We start from the raw sequence: 16,687 nt of genomic DNA, 5'->3' as shown, positions 1-16,687 counted from the left end.
GCCGTGGTCGTTCCCTGCGGCTCGTGTGCACGTCGGGGCACAAGTGATCGCGGAGTCGGTTGACTCAGGTGATCAGATTCATGACGCATGCGAATGGTTGTACGACTGGTAAAGAAAATGTGCGAGCCTGGTAAAACCCGACGGCCGGATGGAACCCGGCCGCCCCGAGAGGACTCAGGGCGTCGGCCCCGCTCCCCTTCAGTCTCAGCCTCAGCCTCGCCTCAGTCGAACCAGCGGTCCCGCGCGAGTTCCTCCGTCCGGGACGGGTCCTCCAGCAGGGCGGCGACCTCGAAGCGGCGGGGCCACTGACCGGCCGCCCAGGCGAGTCCGGCGGCGACGCCCTCCAGGGTGGCGGCGTGCAGGACCCCGTCCCGGGTACGGCGCCAGTCGAGTTCGGTGCCGTCGACGAGGAGTTCCTCGTGTTCGACGTACGACGAAGGCGTCGACGGCCCGAGCAGCACCCGCACCGACTCCGGCACATCGTGCTCGGCGCCCTGAGACGTCACCTCGCCGGTCACCGACTCGCTCAGCCGCCGCACCTGGAACAGCTCGGCGAGATCGCCGGCCCGCGAGGGCCGTACGGGAAGCAGCGGCGTGCCGGCCGTGAACGGGAGGAGGTCGGGCGAGTCGACGACCACGGCGTCGCGGGCGTCCACGACGACAATCTCCCCGTCCACGACGGCCCGCAACTCGTCGGGCAGCGTCACCTGTTCGGGGTCGAGGTCGGCCAACGCGCCGTACAGGGCGTGAAGTTGGGCGGCGGTCACCGGACGGTCCGGGTCGGCGAGCCGGTCGAGCAGCTCGGCGGCGCCGCCGGGCTCGTCGAGGAGGGCGGCCACGGAGGTGCGGACGCCCAGCGCCCGCAGGACCTGCTCGTCGTCGAAGCCGGAGGCGTCGGCGGCGTCGTACAGCCCGTGCAGCAGCGGATCGCCGCCCGCGGCCCGCAGCCCCGCCGGACGGCGCCCGTCGAGCACGGGGTGATCGCGCAACCACCAGGCGGTGTAGGACCGGACGACCTCATGGGTCCCGTCCGGCAGCAGGACGCGCACCGGCTGGGTGAGGGCGTCCCGCAGCGGCGGCTGCCCGAGCAGCGCCAGGGCCTGCGGCCAGCGGTCGTCGTCCACGAGATCGAGATCCCGTACGGCGACGATCTCGGTGGCGACGGGCGGTACGGGCGTGTCCGGCAGCCGGTCGAGCACGTCCTCGCACCACACGTCGACGGCGTCGAGGAGCCCGGCGTCGTCGGGTTCGGCGAAGTCGGAGTCGCGCGGCTCCAGTTCGTCCGGGTCGAGGACGACGTCGGTGGCGCGAACAAGTGTGAAATTGGCGAGAACACCACAGGCGGCAAGGGGCTGTTCGCCCCAGCGCTCGGCCCATTCCCTGTCCACGAAGGCGAGTTCGTCCTCGCGCATGACCTGGGCGAAGGGGCTGCCGGGCAGCACGAGTTCACCGGCGGGCACCAACTCCCCCTCCTCGTCCGGGAGGGCGAGAGCGCCGAGCCAGGGCTCGTCACCCGGATCGAGACCGGCGTCCCGTACGAGGGCGAGGACGGTCTCCGCCAACTCCTCGGCGTCCGGACCGTCCTGGTCCCAGCTCGCACCCTCGTCGTCGAGGGAGGCGGCCACGGCGGCCCGCACCTGCGGGGTGGTCAGGACGGCGCGGGGAGTGGCCGCAAGGGCGCCCAGCTTCTCCAGGAGCGGGTGGGCGGCGTCCGGGTGGGCGACCTTGAGACCGAGCCGCGCGAGCGCCTCGGGGGCCGCCTGGCTGTCGTCGGCGGTGGGCAGCAGGACCTGCCGCGGCCCGATCGTCGTACGCCCGTCGGCGAGCGGTACGGGCAGCCCGGTCAGCCGGTCGGGGTCGACTCCGGCGAGGCTGTCGTAGAGCCGCCACCACCAGCCGGGCTCCTTCTCCAGACCGGCCAGCCGGTCGACGGCCTCGGTCAGCGGAACCCGGGCGACACCCAACGTCCGCAGTTCCACCCGGCGTTCGAGCCCGGCGGGCAGCAGGCTGGGCAGCACCTCGGCGAGGACGCGCACGGTGTCGGCCCCGGCACCCTCGACGACCTCCGCGTCGCGGGGGCGCAGGACCTCGGGCAGGTCGGCGTCGTCGCCGGGGGCGACGGCGGGCGGCAGGAACTCGGTGCGCGGCAGCCGGTCCAGGATCGCCTGGCGCAGCGCGCCGTCCAGCTCGCCCTGTCCCAGCGGCCCGGGCACCAGGTCGATGATCCCGGTGCCCACCGGCCGCCAGGCGGCCAGGAGTTCGGCGTACGCGTCGGCCGCGCGCTGCACCACGAATTCGGTCAGCGGGCCGGGGGCGGCGTGCCGGCGCGTGGTGTCCAGCGGGAGGGAGGCGATGAGCAGCGCGGGGACGCCGAGGGGCTCGTCGCTGGGCGTGGGCGCGTGCACGACCAGGCTGGTGCGGGGCCGGGCCGGGGATCCGTCGGAGTCGACCGGTACGGCCCAGGTGACCGACCAGTGCGGGCGCAGCCGCTCCTCGACCGGGCGGTCGGCGAGCAGGGCGGGGTCGAGGGCGCCGTGGCGGGAGACGGTGCGCCAGCGGGTGTCGCCGTCGCGGGAGTCCTCGACGAGGACGGCGTTGCCTTCGCCCTCCTCGTGGCGCCGCAGCGTACGGGGTTCGGCGTCCCCGACCTCGACGACGACCTCTTCGAGACCGGGCAGCGCCAGCAGCAGGGCGTCGTCGATCCGCTCCAGGAGCCGTTCGGCGAGATCCTCGGCGGCGGTGTCGCGCAGCGGCAGGATGACGACCGTGTCGTACGGGTCCGGGGCGGTGCCCTCGGCCGCGAACGGCAGCCGCAGCAGCGGCACATGGCCGTCGCGGCGGCGGACCTCGTCGCCGAGCCCGGGGCTGTGCCGGGCCGTGTCCGCAGCGAGTGCGCGGGCTTCGGCGAGGGACCAGCGGACGCCGCCGTGGCGTCCCACCACTGCGGGTTCGTCGCTCACGGCGAGTACGGCGGCGAAGCCGACGCCGAAGCGGCCGACGGCGCCCTCGGGGGCGTCGCGTTTCGCGGAGGCGCGGAGGGTGGAGAGAGACTCGACACCGGTCGCGTCCAGGGGGGCGCCGGTGTTCGCGGCGGCCAGGACGCCGTCGCGGAGGGTGAGGCGCAGGCGTCCGGGGACGCCGGCGCGGGCTGCGGCGTCGGCGGCGTTCTGGGCGAGTTCGACGACCAGGCGGTCCCGGTAGCCGCCGAGTACGAGGTCCTCCTCGGCGTTGGCGTCCTCGCGGAAGCGGGCCGGGCTGGTGGCCCAGGCGTCCAGCACACCGCGTCGCAGACGCGCCGTCCCGAACGGGTCCGCGCCCTCGGCCGCCGGCCGCACGAACTTGCTCACAACTCACTCTCCCTCTCGCGTGGCGCGACCGCGACTTCGCTGCCGCCGGGGCGCCGCCGCACGAAGGTACCGTGCGTCACCAGCGACCCTAGGGTCGCCTTCCCCGTGCGGGGTGCGATATTGCGGACAGTCCCGCCGGGGTGGGTGGGCAAACTCCGGGCACCCCTCGTTTCCTTCGCACCCGGGTTGGTGCCGGCCGGGGGTGGGTCACGCAGCCCGGCGTTCACGGGGTGCCGCTGCGCCCACCCGTGCCGCCCCTGGCGGCACGATTGCCCGCAGTGACGCGGCTTCGCCGGCTACGAGTGCCCGAGCTCCGCGGAGGAGTCGTCCGTCAGCGTGACCGAGCCGGAGTCCGGGGAGGGCCGGAGGGGGAAGGGGTCGACTCGGGTTTCGTCGATCACCGGAGGGGCCGGCCGCGGAGGCGTGGGCATGACCGCTGCCTCCGAGTGCCCGCCACAGCCGTAGGAGAGGGAGACCACCCGGCCGTCCGCCGGTGAGAACTCGTTCGCGCAGACACCGAACGCCTGCCCGAGCGAGCCCCTGATCGGATTGAGGAACCCACAACTGACGCACGTCGCGGGCGCCGCCTGGGCCATCGCGGACTTCGGGCCGTACGACTCCTCCCACCGGTCGGCCGCCACATGCAGCCCGTACCGGGACAGCACACGGGCACGGCGCAGGCCCAGTTCCTCGGCGACGGCCGCGATCGAACCGCGGCGCGGCGCGATGGGCAGGCTCGCGGGCGTCCCCGCGGTGACCTCCGCGTCCTCCGCCTCCACCAGCTCGGCCATGTCCTCGGAGACCGCGGAGTTCGGCGCGGGCTCGTCCTCGCCGGAGTACCCGGGCTCCAGCCGCAGATCCTCCGCATCGGTCGGCAGCAGGTCGCCGGGTCCCATGTCCCCGGGCCGCAGCCGCTCGCTCCACGGCACCCATTCGGGGGCGAGCAGAGCGTCGGAGCCGGGCAGCAGCACCGTCTCGTCGAGGGTGACGATCTTCGCGCGGGAGGCGCGGGCGACCGTCACGGCCCAGCGCCAGCCCCGGTAGCCGAGTTCCTTGCACTCGAAGTAGTGCGTGACAACTCGGTCCCCTTCGGAGACCAGCCCCACGTGCTCGCCGACCACGCCGGGTGCGGCAGCCTCCTCGGCTGCGGTGCGCGCCAGGTCGACTGCCTCTGCACACAGGCGGTCAGGGGTGCGGCTTCGCGTTGTCGCTGCGCTCACAGGTATCGCTTCTCTCCTACGCCGTCTCACGGGTGCGCCATTCCTCGGCGGGGATGCGGACGGAGCGGACCGTGGGGCCGCGTCGACGTCCGCGCCCCGATCGCACTCGGGCGCACCTACGCCATCCATTCTGCGGGATGGCCGAGAGGCGCGCGGCCGAGAACAACCGCCGCGGGCGCGTTACGCACGCTACCTTCTCCTGGCCCCTGGGCCCACACCGGCGTGCGCTGCCGTTGCCTTTCCGATGCCTGGAGGCGGACGTTTCGGCGCTTCGCGCCGTGTTTTCCCTCGCTCGGCGACGCCACTCGGCCCCTAGACACGCGGTAAGTGCACTACCTACGCCGTTATCGGGGCACTATGGCGGAGTGGCAGGCGCGAGGTCGCCCCAGGGAGCCACCGGAATCGGTGGGGCCAAGGGGAACAGCCGGAACAGCGGAGCGAGCCGGATGAGCGGGTCGGTCCGTGCGGTCGGCCGTGCCCTGCACTTCCCGGTGACCGGCACGGCGCGCGGCATCCGCAAGGCGACACACGCGCACGGAGCGGGTGAGTCGGGGCTCGGGAAACTGATCGAGCTGCACGCGGTGAACGGCGCGGGGGACGTGATGATCACCGTCGCCCTCGCGTCGACGGTGTTCTTCTCCGTGCCGACCGACGAGGCCCGCGGCCGCGTCGCTCTCTACCTCGGCATCACGATGGCGCCCTTCACGCTGCTGGCCCCCGTCATCGGCCCGCTCCTCGACCGCCTCCCGCACGGCCGCCGGGCCGCGATGGCCGCCGCTATGCTGGCGCGGGCGCTGCTGGCGCTGATCCTCTCCAGCGCGGTGGTGACGGGAAGCATCCAGCTCTACCCGGCCGCGCTCGGGGTGCTGGTCGCCTCGAAGGCGTACGGGGTCGTGCGCAGTGCGGTCGTACCGCGGCTGCTGCCACCCAAATTCTCTCTGGTGAAGGCGAACTCCAGAGTGACGCTCGGCGGGCTGCTGGCCACCGGGATCGCGGCGCCGATCGGAGCGGGGCTGCAGTCGCTCGGCCCGCGCTATCCGCTCTACGGCGCGTTCGCGATCTTCGTCGTGGGGATGTTCCTGTCGTTCTCGCTGCCGCCGAAGGTCGACTCCGCCAAGGGTGAGGACCGGGCGCTGCTCGCCGCGGACGAGGAGCACCTGCACGGGCCGCACCGGAAATCGCAGAAGCGTCCCGGGCTGCGGACGGTCGGTACGGCGGTGACGCACACGCTCGCCGCCAACGCGTCCCTGCGCTGCCTGTCCGGGTTCCTGATCTTCTTCCTTGCCTTCCTGCTGCGCGAGCACCCGCTCTCGGGCGCGAGCGCGGCGGTCTCCCTCGGGATAGTGGGTGTCTCGGCGGGCGTGGGCAACGCGCTGGGCACGGCGGTGGGGGCGGCGCTGAAGTCGCGCGCTCCGGAGATCATCGTCGTGACGGTGATGGCGTTCGTGCTGGGCGCGGCGATCACGGCGGCGATCTTCTTCGGGGCTTTCCTGGTGGCCTGTCTGACGGCGGTCGCCGGGTTCTCGCAGGCCCTCGCCAAGCTGTCGCTGGACGCCCTGATCCAGCGGGACGTGCCCGAACTGGTGCGTACGTCGGCCTTCGCGCGCTCCGAGACGCTGCTCCAGGTGGCGTGGGTGCTGGGCGGCGGGATCGGTATCGCGCTTCCCCTCAACGGCCCGCTGGGCCTCTCGGTGGCCGCCGCGATCATCGCCGTGGGGTGGCTCACCACGGTCCGCGGGCTGCTCGCCGCGGCCCGCCACGGGGGGACGGGACACGCCCGGGTGGCGTGACCTCACGGCACGCCGTACCCCACGTGGGGGTGGCACCGCGGGCGCCCGATAGCCTGCGCGCATGACCTCACAGCCCGCGCCGCAGGCGCTATCGAACCGGGTCTCTGTGCGCCGCCGTCGCGCCTTGGCTGCCGCCGGTGCCGTCAGCGCCGGACTCCTCGTCCTGTCGGCCTGCGACAAGCCGACCCCGCGCGCCACGGTGACGGTCGGCAAGAACTCGGTGAGCGCCGAGGCGAAGTGCTACGACGACGGCGACGACCTCGGCCGTGCCAAGGCCACCAAGTGCGCCATGAAGAAGGCGTCCGAGACGATCAAGGTCTCGCAGGGCGAGACGCTGCGCATCGGTGTCGACCCGAAGATCGCGGACGACGGCTGGGCCCTGTGGATCAACGGGCAGCAGGCCACCAACCCGTACAAGAAGACGTACTACGCCTTCGAGGGCGTCGACCTCTTCGCCGACCAGCAGGGCCAGGCCGCCCCGAAGACGCTGTACATCAGCATCGTCCAGCAGAACAAGGCCGGCACGAAGTTCAACGGCGTGTGGAACTTCAAGCTCCAGAACGCGGACGCCTGATCCGCCCCCGGTCCCTGCCGTGCCTGTGCCCGTACCCGTGCGCATCCTCGTAGCCACCGCCGTCCCGCCCGAACGGGACGCGGTGGCTCGGGCGTTCGCCGGTCCGGTCGTCGAGGTGCCGCTGCCCGGGACCACGCTGCACCGGACGGGCGGCTGGGACCTGCTGGCCGCCGGTGTGGGGCCCGCGCTCGCCGCCGCGTCCACCGCCGGCGCCCTCACGGCGGCCGCCCTGTCGGGCCCGCCGTACGGCCTCGTGGTGTGCGCGGGGATCGCCGGCGGCTTCGCGCCCGAAGCGCCCGTGGGCTCCCTCGTGGTCGCCGACGACATCACCGTGGCCGATCTCGGCGCCGACACCGCGGACGGGTTCGTGCCCGTGACCGCGCTCGGGTTCGGGACCGTCAGCCACCGTCCGCCGAATGCACTCGTACGGGAGGTCGCCGCCGCCACCGGAGCGCGTGCCGGCGCCGTACTGACCGTCTCCACCGTGACCGGCACCGCCGAGCGCGCCGCCGCACTGCGGGCCCGCCATCCGCTCGCCGTCGCGGAGGCGATGGAGGGGTTCGGGGTGGCCGAGGCGGCCGCCGCGCACGGGGTGCCCGTGCTGGAACTGCGCGCGGTGTCCAACCCCGTCGGTCCGCGTGACCGCGCCGCCTGGCGCATCGGCGAGGCCTTCGCGGCACTCACCGAGGCATTCGGGAAGCTCGCGCCCGTACTGGAGAGTTGGAACCCATATGAGCCCCCTCACTGACACCGAGCCCGTGCGGATCGCGTATTCGCCGTGCCCCAACGACACGTTCGTCTTCGACGCGTGGGCGCACGGCCGGGTGCCCGGCGCGCCCGCGCTGGACATCGAGTTCGCGGACATCGACATCACCAACGGCATGGCGGAGCGCGGTGAGTTCGACGTGCTGAAGGTGTCGTACGCCGTGCTGCCGTACGTCCTCGACACCTACGCGCTGCTGCCCTGCGGGGGCGCGCTTGGGCGGGGCTGCGGCCCTCTGGTGCTGACGCGGGAGGCGGGCGCGGACCTCGCCGGCCGTACGGTCGCCGTGCCGAGCGAGAGGTCGACCGCCTACATGCTCTTCCGGCTCTGGGCCGCGGACACCGTGCCCGGCGGGGTCGGGGAGATCGTGGTCATGCCGTTCCACGAGATCATGCCGGCCGTGCGGGACGGGAAGGTCGACGCCGGACTCGTCATCCACGAGGCCCGGTTCACGTTCCAGAACTACGGGCTGCACAAGCTCGCCGACCTGGGCGAGCACTGGGAGCGGACGACCGGGCTGCCCATTCCGCTCGGCGCGATCATCGCCAAGCGGTCCCTGGGACGGGAGCGGCTGACGGCGCTGGCCGAGGCCGCCCGCACGTCGGTGCGCATGGCGTGGGACGACCCGGAGGCCTCGCGCCCCTACGTCCTCGAACACGCCCAGGAAATGGACCCGAGCGTCGCCGACCAGCACATCGGCCTGTACGTCAACGAGTTCACCGCCGACCTGGGCGTGGACGGCTACGCCGCCATCCGGGGACTGCTCACGCGTGCGGCGGCCGAGGGGCTGGTGCCGCCCCTCGGCCCGAATGCGCTCGATTTCCCGTAGTTTTTCCCGGCTAGACGTCCAACTGGTCGGCGACCGCGCGCAGCAGGCCCGCGATCTTCTTGCCGGAGGCCTTCTCGGGGTAGCGGCCCCGCTCCAGCATTGGCGTGATGTTTTCGAGAAGCGTCGTCAAGTCCTGGACGATGGACGCCAGTTCGTCCGGCTTGCGGCGCTGCGCGGCCGCCACCGAGGGGGTCGGGTCCAGCAGGACCACCGAGAGTGCCTGGTCACCGCGTTGGCCGGCGACCACGCCGAACTCCACCCGCTGACCGGGCTTGAGAACTTCGACTCCGGCAGGCAGGACCGAGGAATGGACGAAGACGTCGCCGCCGTCGTCGCGGGAGAGAAAGCCGAAGCCCTTCTCGCTGTTGAACCATTTGACCTTGCCGGTAGGCACGTCTGTCCTCGTCCTCGTACTCGTCGGAAACTGCTCTGAAACTGCGGGAGGAACTGTCCGGAAACGGCTCCGGACAGCACTGCAGCGGGTCGTCGGACCCGCCGGTACCAAGGCTAATGGTCCGGGGGCCGGTGACAAGGCGTCGCCGGATTGTTCCTTCGGGCAGGGAACTACCCTGGTCGGGTGCGTGACAAAACCCAAGCGAATTCCGTCGAACCCGGTGACCGGCTGATCCGTGCCGGTGCCGTCGTCTTCTTCCTCGGCGCCGTGGCCACACTGGTCACCGTGGCCCCGCTGCTGCTCGACGCGACGCCCTTTCCGACATACATGTTCGGACTGAGCATGCTGATGGGCGTCGGCTTCCTGCTCGCGGGGGCGGGGGTGCTCCGGTCGATCGCCGCGGGCCGCCGCCGGGCCCGTACGACGGCCCGTTCCTAGGGACCCGCACCTAGCGGGTGTAATCCTCCAGCCACGCCGGGAACTGGGTCAGGTCCGTGAGGACGACGTCCGCGCCCGCCGCGCGCAGTTCCGCCGCGTCGCAGGGGCCGGTGGCCACGGCGACGGAGTACGCCTCGGCGGTGCGGGCTCCGCGTACGTCGCCGGTGTGGTCGCCGACGTAGACGCTCGCCCCGCGCGCGCGCAGCGCCTCCGCCTTGCGCTCGGCCCACAGGTTGCCGACGACCGCGTCGGCGTCGATGCGCAGGTGTTCCAGGTGCAGTTTGGCGTTCGGCTCGTACTTGGCGGTGACGACGACGGCGCGGCCGCCCGCCGCCTGCACCGCCGCGACGGCCTCGCGGGCGCCGGGCAGCGCGAGCGTGCCGGTGATGGCGTGTGTGGGGTACATCGCACGGTAGAGGGTGGCGATGTCGGCGATCCGCTCGGCCGGGAACCAGTTCACGAGCTCCTCCTCCAGCGGCGGCCCGAGCCGGGTCACCGCCAGGTCGCAGTCGATGTACGTCCCGGTCTGCGCGGAAAGCGCCTGGTAACAGGCGTGTATGCCGGGGCGGGAGTCGATCAGGGTCATGTCGAGGTCGAAGCCGACGGTCAGCGCGCGCGATGTCATGGGTTCATTGTGCCCAGCACGTATCCCGGCCCTAGTTCCTGCATCCGGACCCTCGTGGGGTGATCGCTCAGCGCTGCCGCTGGGAGCGCCAGATCAGGTACAGGGCGGAGGCGGTCGCCGCGCCGCGCAGGACCCACGGCCAGGTCTCGGAGATCGCGTCGCTCATGTGCCCCTCGGCGACGGGGTCGCCCCAGCGGCCGTCCTGCCTCCCCCACAGCCAGACGATCCCGGCCGTCGCGGCCAGTCCGGGCAGACCGAGGACCGCCCACTTCGACTCGGCGACGCTCAGCCGGCGCGAGGCGTAGGCGATGACCCAGCCGAAGCCGAGCGCGATCGGGTTGCCGAGGACGGCACCCGCGACCAGGAGCGCGGCGGCGAGCAGGAGGAGCGGGTTGCTCCAGCCGGCGCCGGGGCGCAGCCGGAGGCGGAAACGGCGGGTTCGCAGCCCGGGTTCGGCGTCGGCTTCGACGCCCGGTGCGACGCCGCGTTCGACGCGGCTGTCCCGGTCGTCCTCGTCGGCGGGCGGCTCGGCCTTCTCCGGTGGGGGCGGCGGTTTGAGTATCTCGGGGATCTCGACGCCTCCGACGAAGCCGGGGACGCTGTCGCCGACACCGAAGGGGCTGTCGTCCAGCCGCCACCAGTCCGGTTGCGCGGCGCTGTCGCCGAGTTCGTGGGTCCCCGCGAGGTGCGGCGGGGAGGGGATGTCGCGGGAGGACTGCACGGGGTCCGCCTCCGCGGGGCGCGGCCTCGGGACGACGCGGCGCAGGCCCTTGGGCCGGCTGCCCGGTTCGTCGGCGCGCTGGGTGGGCACGGTGGCCCGGGGTTCCGACGCGGGCCCGGCGGTGCCGCCCGCGGCGGTGACGATCTCGTCCGGCGAGCCGAGGCGGGCGAGGATACGGCGGACCGCGGCGGGGCTGTCGACGGGTGTCTTGGACCGGCGCCGGTCGATCTCGTTGCGCAGCTCCGACACCAGCCGCATCCGTGTCGCGGACGGCAGCTGCCGCTGCTGAGCGAGGTCTCCGACCCGGCTCAGATAGTCGAAGACGAGCTGATCGCTCTCAATCCCCACGAAGTCCCCTCCGGGGCCGCCACGTTGATTCCCCCCGTTCCCTGACGGTACCGCGTGATGCTCCCCTCGCGGCGGGGGCACGGGGCTGCGCGACCCGCCCCCGCCCGGCCCCGTTTACGGCGACCTTCGTCACGAACGGCACCCGGCGCCGACGGCTGGGGCCACCTGTCCCGCCCGGCGGAACGATTGCCCACAGCGGCCGGCAGCGGCCCCCCACCCGCTACCGTGGAGCGGATGAGTACCGACGAGCAGGCCCCGACGGATCCCGCGGGCGCGGGGAACGCGCCGCGTTCCCTGGCGGAAGCCCTCCGCGCGCGGGACGACGCCTCGCTGTCGGCTCTTCTGCGCAGCCGCCCGGACCTCATCACCCCCGTCCCCACGGACCTCACGCAGCTCGCGACCCGCGCCGGTACCCGCGCGTCGGTCGTCCGGGCCCTGGAGCGGCTGGACCGGTTCGCCCTGCAGACGGCGGAGGCGCTCGCCGTGGCCGCGGACCCGGCGACGTCCGGCGAACTGCTCGCCCTGATGGCGGGCGACGACGCCGACCCGGCGGTGGGGGCGGCGTTCCCCCGCGCTCTCGGCACGCTCCGCGAGCAGGCCCTCGTCTGGGGTGCGGACGACCGTCTGCGCCTTGTCCGCACGGCCCGGGAGCTGCTGGCGCCGTCGCCGCAGCACCCGTCCCCGACGGGCCTCGGGCCGACGGTGGCGGAGGCGACGGCGGGCATGTCGCCGGGTCGTATCCAGGAGATCGTGGCCGCGGCCGGGCTGACGACGACGCACGACGCGGTGTCGGCGGTGGCGTCGCTGACCGGCCTGTTCAGGGACCGTCGGCGGATGGCGAAGCTGCTGGACGGCGCGCCCCCGGAGGCGGTGGACGTGCTGGCGCGGCTGGTCTGGGGGCCGCCGTACGGCCAGGTGACGGCGGACCCGGCGCGCCATCTGCGCTGGCTGATCGACCGCGGGCTGCTGCTGCCGACCGCGCCCGGCACGGTCGTACTGCCCCGCGAGGTCGCCCTGCACCTGCGGGCGGGCCGCGCACACCGGGAGACGGAGCCGGTGGCGCCGTCCGTCGAGCCCGCGGCGACGTACCGTCCACAGGTTGTGGACGCGTCGGCGGCCGGCCAGGCGTACACGGCGCTCGCGACGGTCGAGGAGCTGTTGAAGGACTGGCACGAGGGCGGTCCGGCCGTGCTGCGCGCGGGCGGGCTCAGCGTGCGTGATCTGAAGCGGACCGCGGTGGCACTGGACGTGTCGGAGCCGGTCGCCGCGTTCTGGGTCGAACTCGCTTACGCGGCAGGCCTGTTGGCATCGGACGGCGACGCCGACGAGCGGTACGCGGCGACCCCCGCGTACGACGAGTGGCTGGAGCTGCCCCCCGCCGAGCGCTGGACGCGGCTCGCCGCGGCCTGGCTGGCGGCGACCCGCACGGCGGGCCTGATCGGCGGGCGGGACACGAAGGACCGTACGTTGTCGGCGCTCGGCCCGGGCCTGGACCGCTCCGCGGCACCCGAGGTCCGCCACCGCGTCCTCGCGCTCCTGGCGGGCCTCCCGGAGGGCGCCGCCGCCACCCCGGACTCCGTTCTGGCCCGGCTGCGCTGGGAACACCCCCTGCGCGGCCCCGGCCAGTCCCCCGCCACGACCGCCGACGCCGGTGACGACCTGCGCGCCCGCCTCGCCCGCTGGACCCTGTCCGAGGCCGAGTCGCTGGGCGTGACCGGCCGGGGCGCGCTGTCCTCGCACGGCCGGGCACTGCTGGGAGCACCCGGCCCCGACCCCCGCCCGGCGGCCCCCGCCGCCGGTCCCGGCGACAAACTCCCCGTCCCCAGGCACCACCACCCCGCCCCCCTCCCCGGCGAGGTGCCCCGCACCCCCGCCGAGCAGGCCCTGGCCGCCGCGCGGGCGGCCCGGCTGCTCGCCCCGCTTCTCCCCGACCCCCTCGACCACGTCCTCCTCCAGGCGGACCTCACCGCGGTCGCGCCGGGCCCTCTGGAGCGGCCCCTCGCCGAGGTCCTCGGCGTGCTCGCGGACGTCGAGTCGAAGGGGGGCGCGACGGTGTACCGGTTCACGCCGGGGTCGGTACGGCGGGCCCTGGACGCCGGGCGCTCGGCGTCCGACCTGCACGCCTTCCTGACCGCACACTCGCGCACGCCCGTCCCGCAGCCGCTCGCCTATCTGATCGACGACGTGGCCCGCAAGCACGGCCATCTGCGGATCGGGGCGGCCTCGGCGTACGTCCGCTGCGACGACGACTCCCTGCTGAACGAGATCCTCGCCGACAAGCGCTCCCAGGGGCTGCGCCTGCGCCGCCTCGCGCCCACCGTCCTCGCCGCCCAGGCCGACCCGGGTGCGCTGCTCGACGGTCTGCGCGCGATGGGGTTCGCGCCCGCCGCCGAGTCCGCGCAGGGTGACGTACTGATCACCCGGGCGCACGCCCACCGCACGCCGCCGCGCACCGCCCCCGAGCCCGTCCCGGACGGCCCGCCGACGCCCGACGGCACGCTCCTGAGCGCCGCGATCCGCGCCATCCGCGCCGGTGACCTGGCCTCCACGGCCCCGCGCAAGCCGTCCCCCGACACGACCCCCGCCGGCAACGGCAACCTCCCCCGCACCAGCTCCGCCGAGACCCTCGCCACCATGCAGGCCGCCGTCCTCACCGGCGAGGCCGTCTGGATCGGCTACGTCAACGCCGAGGGCGCCGCCAGCCAGCGCGTGATCGCCCCCATCCGCGTCGAGGGCGGCTTCGTGACGGCTTACGACCACACGGCGGACGAGGTCCGCACGTATCCGCTGCACCGGGTGACGGGCGTGGCGGAGCTCGCCGACGACTAGGGCCCGGGCCTGTTTCCGGGCTGGACCGGAAAAGAGACAAAGCGGCTGTATCGATCACGGCTTCCTGTGCTATCCCGGTTTGAGCGCATACGCACGGATGCGTTTGCGTCATCGGGGGACGGCAGGGGGCGGAGCCGTGATGAGCAATCCGGGACCGGGCAGCGGTGGGGGCGGAGGCAGCGGTGGGGGCGGAGGCGGGCATCGGAGGGCGGTGTGGATTCCGATCTGGGCGGCGCTGATCACCGCCGTCGGCGCCGTGCTGGCGGCGACGCTGCCTCCGATGCTCAGGCACGACCCGGCCGCATCCCACACGCCGACCGTGCCGGGCGTCACGACCTCCCGGCCGAGGACCACGGCGCCGGGCCCCGGACCCAAGAGCAAGCCTCCGGAACACCCCACGTCGACCGCTCCGCAACCCGCCGACGACGACTCACCGGACGACCCCGGCCTGAGCACCGCCGAACAGGATCTGGCCGCCCGGGTCACCGGCGGCGACCTCTCCGGCTGCTACCACGCCGCACCCGGCTCCTACGCCTCGGTGGCCGTCAACTGCACCTCGGCCGGGGGCCCGGAGAGGGACCCGCTCATCCTCTCCTTCGACGACGCCGACGGCCTGCGTGAGTGGGTGATCGGGACGAGGTCGCAGTTCACGGTCTCCGAGACGGGCACCTGCGAGACGTACAAGAACTACTCGGACCTCTGGAACCACGACGGCGTCCAGACCGGCAACGTGTCCTGTTACTGGACGGACAGCGTCTACCGCATCGCCTGGTCCTTCGACGACCAGCTCGTCGCGGTCGTCGCCGAGGACCCGGACGCCTCGGCCCTGGTCACCTGGTGGAAGACGACCCCCGTGGAGCTCTGACCCCGCCCCGCCCCCCGATACGGCACACTGGAGGTTTGGCCCGTGCGGAAGGGATACGTACGTGAACGGACCGCTCATCGTCCAGTCGGACAAGACCCTGCTCCTGGAAGTCGACCACGAGCAGGCCGACGCGTGCCGTCGGGTGATCGCGCCGTTCGCCGAGCTGGAGCGGGCGCCGGAGCACATCCACACCTACCGGGTGACGCCGCTCGGGCTGTGGAACGCGCGCGCCGCGGGCCACGACGCGGAGCAGGTCGTGGACGCGCTCGTGCAGTACAGCCGCTACCCCGTACCGCACGCCCTCCTCGTGGACATCGCCGAGACGATGGACCGCTACGGCCGGCTGACCCTCAGCAAGCACCCGACGCACGGCCTCGTCCTGACGACCACCGACCGGCCCGTGCTGGAGGAGATCCTGCGCTCCAAGCGGGTCGCGCCGCTCGTCGGGGCCCGTATCGACGCCGACACCGTCGCCGTGCACCCCTCCGAGCGCGGGCAGATCAAGCAGACGCTGCTCAAGCTGGGCTGGCCCGCCGAGGACCTCGCGGGGTACGTCGACGGCGAGGCGCACCCGATCGAGCTGGCCGAGGACGGCTGGGCGCTGCGTCCCTACCAGAAGCAGGCCGTGGAGAACTTCTGGCACGGCGGGTCCGGGGTCGTGGTGCTGCCCTGCGGCGCGGGGAAGACCCTCGTCGGCGCCGGGTCCATGGCGCAGGCCAAGGCGACCACCCTCATCCTGGTCACCAACACCGTCTCCGCCCGTCAGTGGAAGCACGAGCTGGTCAAGCGGACGTCGCTGACCGAGGAGGAGATCGGCGAGTACAGCGGGACGAAGAAGGAGATCCGCCCGGTCACCATCGCCACGTACCAGGTGCTGACGACCCGGCGGAAGGGCGTCTACCCGCACCTGGAGCTGTTCGACTCCCGGGACTGGGGGCTCATCGTCTACGACGAGGTGCACCTGCTGCCCGCGCCGGTCTTCAAGTTCACCGCCGATCTGCAGGCCCGGCGGCGGCTGGGGCTGACGGCGACGCTGGTGCGCGAGGACGGGCGCGAGTCGGACGTCTTCTCGCTCATCGGGCCCAAGCGGTTCGACGCGCCGTGGAAGGAGATCGAGGCGCAGGGCTATATCGCGCCCGCCGACTGTGTCGAGGTCCGGGTGAATCTCACCGAGTCCGAGCGGCTCGCGTACGCCACCGCCGAGACCGAGGAGAAGTACCGCTTCTGCGCCACCACCGCGACCAAGCGGAAGGTGACCGAGGCGCTGGTGAAGAAGTTCGCGGGGCAGCAGACCCTTGTCATCGGGCAGTACATCGACCAGCTCGACGAGCTGGGCGAGCACCTGAACGCACCCGTGATCAAGGGCGAGACGCCCAACGCCCAGCGCGAGAAGCTCTTCGACGCGTTCCGGGAGGGCGAGATCAGCGTGCTGGTCGTGTCCAAGGTCGCGAACTTCTCCATCGACCTGCCGGAGGCGACCGTCGCCATCCAGGTGTCGGGCACGTTCGGGTCACGGCAGGAGGAGGCTCAGCGGCTGGGACGGGTGCTGCGGCCCAAGGCCGACGGCCACCAGGCGCACTTCTACTCCGTCGTCGCGCGCGACACCATCGACCAGGACTTCGCCGCCCATCGCCAGCGCTTCCTGGCCGAACAGGGCTACGCCTACCGGATCATGGACGCGGACGAGCTGCTGGCGGGCAGCTGAGGTTACGGGGGCGGCGTGGGCGGCCTAGCGCCGCCGTACGCCCGCTTCCTCGCCGTACTCGCCGAGGAGGACGACCCCGAGGGCCGCGCCGGCGAACACCTTGACGGCGCGCAGGGCGTCGCCGACACGGTGGCGGGAGTGACCGCTGCCGTTCAGCGCGGTGGCGCCGGACGGTGCGTGGCGGACAGGGGCCGGGGTGATGGTTGCTGCGCTCATGTATCCATCATGGAATCCGGCCC

14 protein-coding genes are annotated in these 16,687 nt (G+C 73.2%); 8 read left to right on the top strand and 6 right to left on the bottom strand.

What is annotated here, in order from left to right:
* Positions 1 to 221 precede the first annotated feature (221 nt).
* Both ACN6LB_RS00980 and ACN6LB_RS00975 read right to left on the bottom strand, forming a co-directional pair.
* On the bottom strand, positions 222 to 3,347 hold the full coding sequence (locus tag ACN6LB_RS00980; RefSeq protein WP_445024128.1) for a sacsin N-terminal ATP-binding-like domain-containing protein: 3,126 nt from the start codon (positions 3,345 to 3,347) through the stop codon (positions 222 to 224).
* Between the two features lie 296 nt (positions 3,348 to 3,643).
* Positions 3,644 to 4,567, bottom strand: coding sequence for a DUF3027 domain-containing protein (locus ACN6LB_RS00975; protein WP_356135839.1), 924 nt, complete (start codon positions 4,565 to 4,567; stop codon positions 3,644 to 3,646).
* Between the two features lie 365 nt (positions 4,568 to 4,932).
* Here ACN6LB_RS00975 and ACN6LB_RS00970 point away from each other — a divergent pair, with 365 nt between their 5' ends.
* The 4 genes from ACN6LB_RS00970 to ACN6LB_RS00955 all read left to right on the top strand — a co-directional run bounded on the left by ACN6LB_RS00970 (position 4,933) and on the right by ACN6LB_RS00955 (position 8,523).
* Positions 4,933 to 6,357, top strand: coding sequence for an MFS transporter (locus ACN6LB_RS00970; RefSeq protein WP_445024127.1), 1,425 nt, complete (start codon positions 4,933 to 4,935; stop codon positions 6,355 to 6,357).
* Positions 6,358 to 6,418: 61 nt separating this feature from the next.
* Positions 6,419 to 6,931, top strand: coding sequence for a hypothetical protein (locus ACN6LB_RS00965; RefSeq protein ID WP_445024126.1), 513 nt, complete (start codon positions 6,419 to 6,421; stop codon positions 6,929 to 6,931).
* A gap of 37 nt (positions 6,932 to 6,968) precedes the next feature.
* Complete coding sequence (locus ACN6LB_RS00960; RefSeq protein ID WP_445024193.1) at positions 6,969 to 7,679, top strand: futalosine hydrolase; 711 nt, start codon at positions 6,969 to 6,971, stop codon at positions 7,677 to 7,679.
* Entirely contained in the window at positions 7,663 to 8,523 is an 861-nt protein-coding gene (locus tag ACN6LB_RS00955) for a 1,4-dihydroxy-6-naphthoate synthase (protein ID WP_445024125.1), read from the top strand. Before ACN6LB_RS00960 ends, ACN6LB_RS00955 begins: the two co-directional genes overlap by 17 nt.
* A 10-nt stretch (positions 8,524 to 8,533) precedes the next feature.
* On the opposite strand, the gene ACN6LB_RS00950 is transcribed toward ACN6LB_RS00955, so the two are convergent.
* Positions 8,534 to 8,917: a cold-shock protein gene (locus tag ACN6LB_RS00950; RefSeq protein WP_356135829.1), complete on the bottom strand. Its 384-nt coding sequence runs from the start codon at positions 8,915 to 8,917 to the stop codon at positions 8,534 to 8,536.
* Positions 8,918 to 9,100: 183 nt separating this feature from the next.
* On the opposite strand from ACN6LB_RS00950, the gene ACN6LB_RS00945 reads away from it, so the two are divergent.
* Positions 9,101 to 9,355 (top strand): hypothetical protein, encoded by a 255-nt coding sequence (locus ACN6LB_RS00945; protein WP_356135827.1) that lies wholly within the window; start codon positions 9,101 to 9,103, stop codon positions 9,353 to 9,355.
* Positions 9,356 to 9,365: 10 nt separating this feature from the next.
* Here the strand turns inward: ACN6LB_RS00945 and ACN6LB_RS00940 are convergent, their stop codons facing one another.
* Both ACN6LB_RS00940 and ACN6LB_RS00935 read right to left on the bottom strand, forming a co-directional pair.
* Positions 9,366 to 9,980, bottom strand: a complete 615-nt coding sequence (locus ACN6LB_RS00940) for an HAD family hydrolase (protein WP_445024124.1) — start codon at positions 9,978 to 9,980, stop codon at positions 9,366 to 9,368.
* Between the two features lie 67 nt (positions 9,981 to 10,047).
* Entirely contained in the window at positions 10,048 to 11,049 is a 1,002-nt protein-coding gene (locus tag ACN6LB_RS00935) for a hypothetical protein (RefSeq protein WP_445024123.1), read from the bottom strand.
* Positions 11,050 to 11,283: 234 nt separating this feature from the next.
* Between ACN6LB_RS00935 and ACN6LB_RS00930 the strand changes: the two genes are divergently transcribed.
* The 3 genes from ACN6LB_RS00930 to ACN6LB_RS00920 all read left to right on the top strand — a co-directional run bounded on the left by ACN6LB_RS00930 (position 11,284) and on the right by ACN6LB_RS00920 (position 16,448).
* Positions 11,284 to 13,878, top strand: coding sequence for a helicase-associated domain-containing protein (locus tag ACN6LB_RS00930; protein WP_445024122.1), 2,595 nt, complete (start codon positions 11,284 to 11,286; stop codon positions 13,876 to 13,878).
* A gap of 139 nt (positions 13,879 to 14,017) precedes the next feature.
* Positions 14,018 to 14,743 carry a hypothetical protein gene (locus ACN6LB_RS00925; protein ID WP_445024121.1) on the top strand — a complete coding sequence of 242 codons (726 nt, stop codon included), beginning with the start codon at positions 14,018 to 14,020 and terminating at the stop codon, positions 14,741 to 14,743.
* A gap of 61 nt (positions 14,744 to 14,804) precedes the next feature.
* A complete protein-coding gene (locus tag ACN6LB_RS00920; RefSeq protein ID WP_356135817.1) occupies positions 14,805 to 16,448 on the top strand; it encodes a DNA repair helicase XPB in 1,644 nt (547 codons plus the stop codon).
* Positions 16,449 to 16,472: 24 nt separating this feature from the next.
* Here ACN6LB_RS00920 and ACN6LB_RS00915 read toward each other — a convergent pair whose 3' ends face one another.
* Positions 16,473 to 16,664 carry a hypothetical protein gene (locus ACN6LB_RS00915; protein ID WP_356149223.1) on the bottom strand — a complete coding sequence of 64 codons (192 nt, stop codon included), beginning with the start codon at positions 16,662 to 16,664 and terminating at the stop codon, positions 16,473 to 16,475.
* Between the last annotated feature and the right edge of the window lie 23 nt (positions 16,665 to 16,687).

It is taken from the genome of Streptomyces sp. SAS_270, assembly GCF_052543295.1.
This window is presented reverse-complemented; position numbering and strand designations above follow the sequence as displayed.

Bases quoted from the DNA above. Each gene is read 5' to 3' on its own strand.
- ACN6LB_RS00925 (WP_445024121.1), top strand. From the start codon at position 14,018: ATGAGCAATCCGGGACCGGGCAGCGGTGGGGGCGGAGGCAGCGGTGGG.
- ACN6LB_RS00930 (WP_445024122.1), top strand. From the start codon at position 11,284: ATGAGTACCGACGAGCAGGCCCCGACGGATCCCGCGGGCGCGGGGAAC.
- ACN6LB_RS00915 (WP_356149223.1), bottom strand. From the start codon at position 16,664: ATGAGCGCAGCAACCATCACCCCGGCCCCTGTCCGCCACGCACCGTCC.
- ACN6LB_RS00955 (WP_445024125.1), top strand. From the start codon at position 7,663: ATGAGCCCCCTCACTGACACCGAGCCCGTGCGGATCGCGTATTCGCCG.
- ACN6LB_RS00940 (WP_445024124.1), bottom strand. From the start codon at position 9,980: ATGACATCGCGCGCGCTGACCGTCGGCTTCGACCTCGACATGACCCTG.
- ACN6LB_RS00965 (WP_445024126.1), top strand. From the start codon at position 6,419: ATGACCTCACAGCCCGCGCCGCAGGCGCTATCGAACCGGGTCTCTGTG.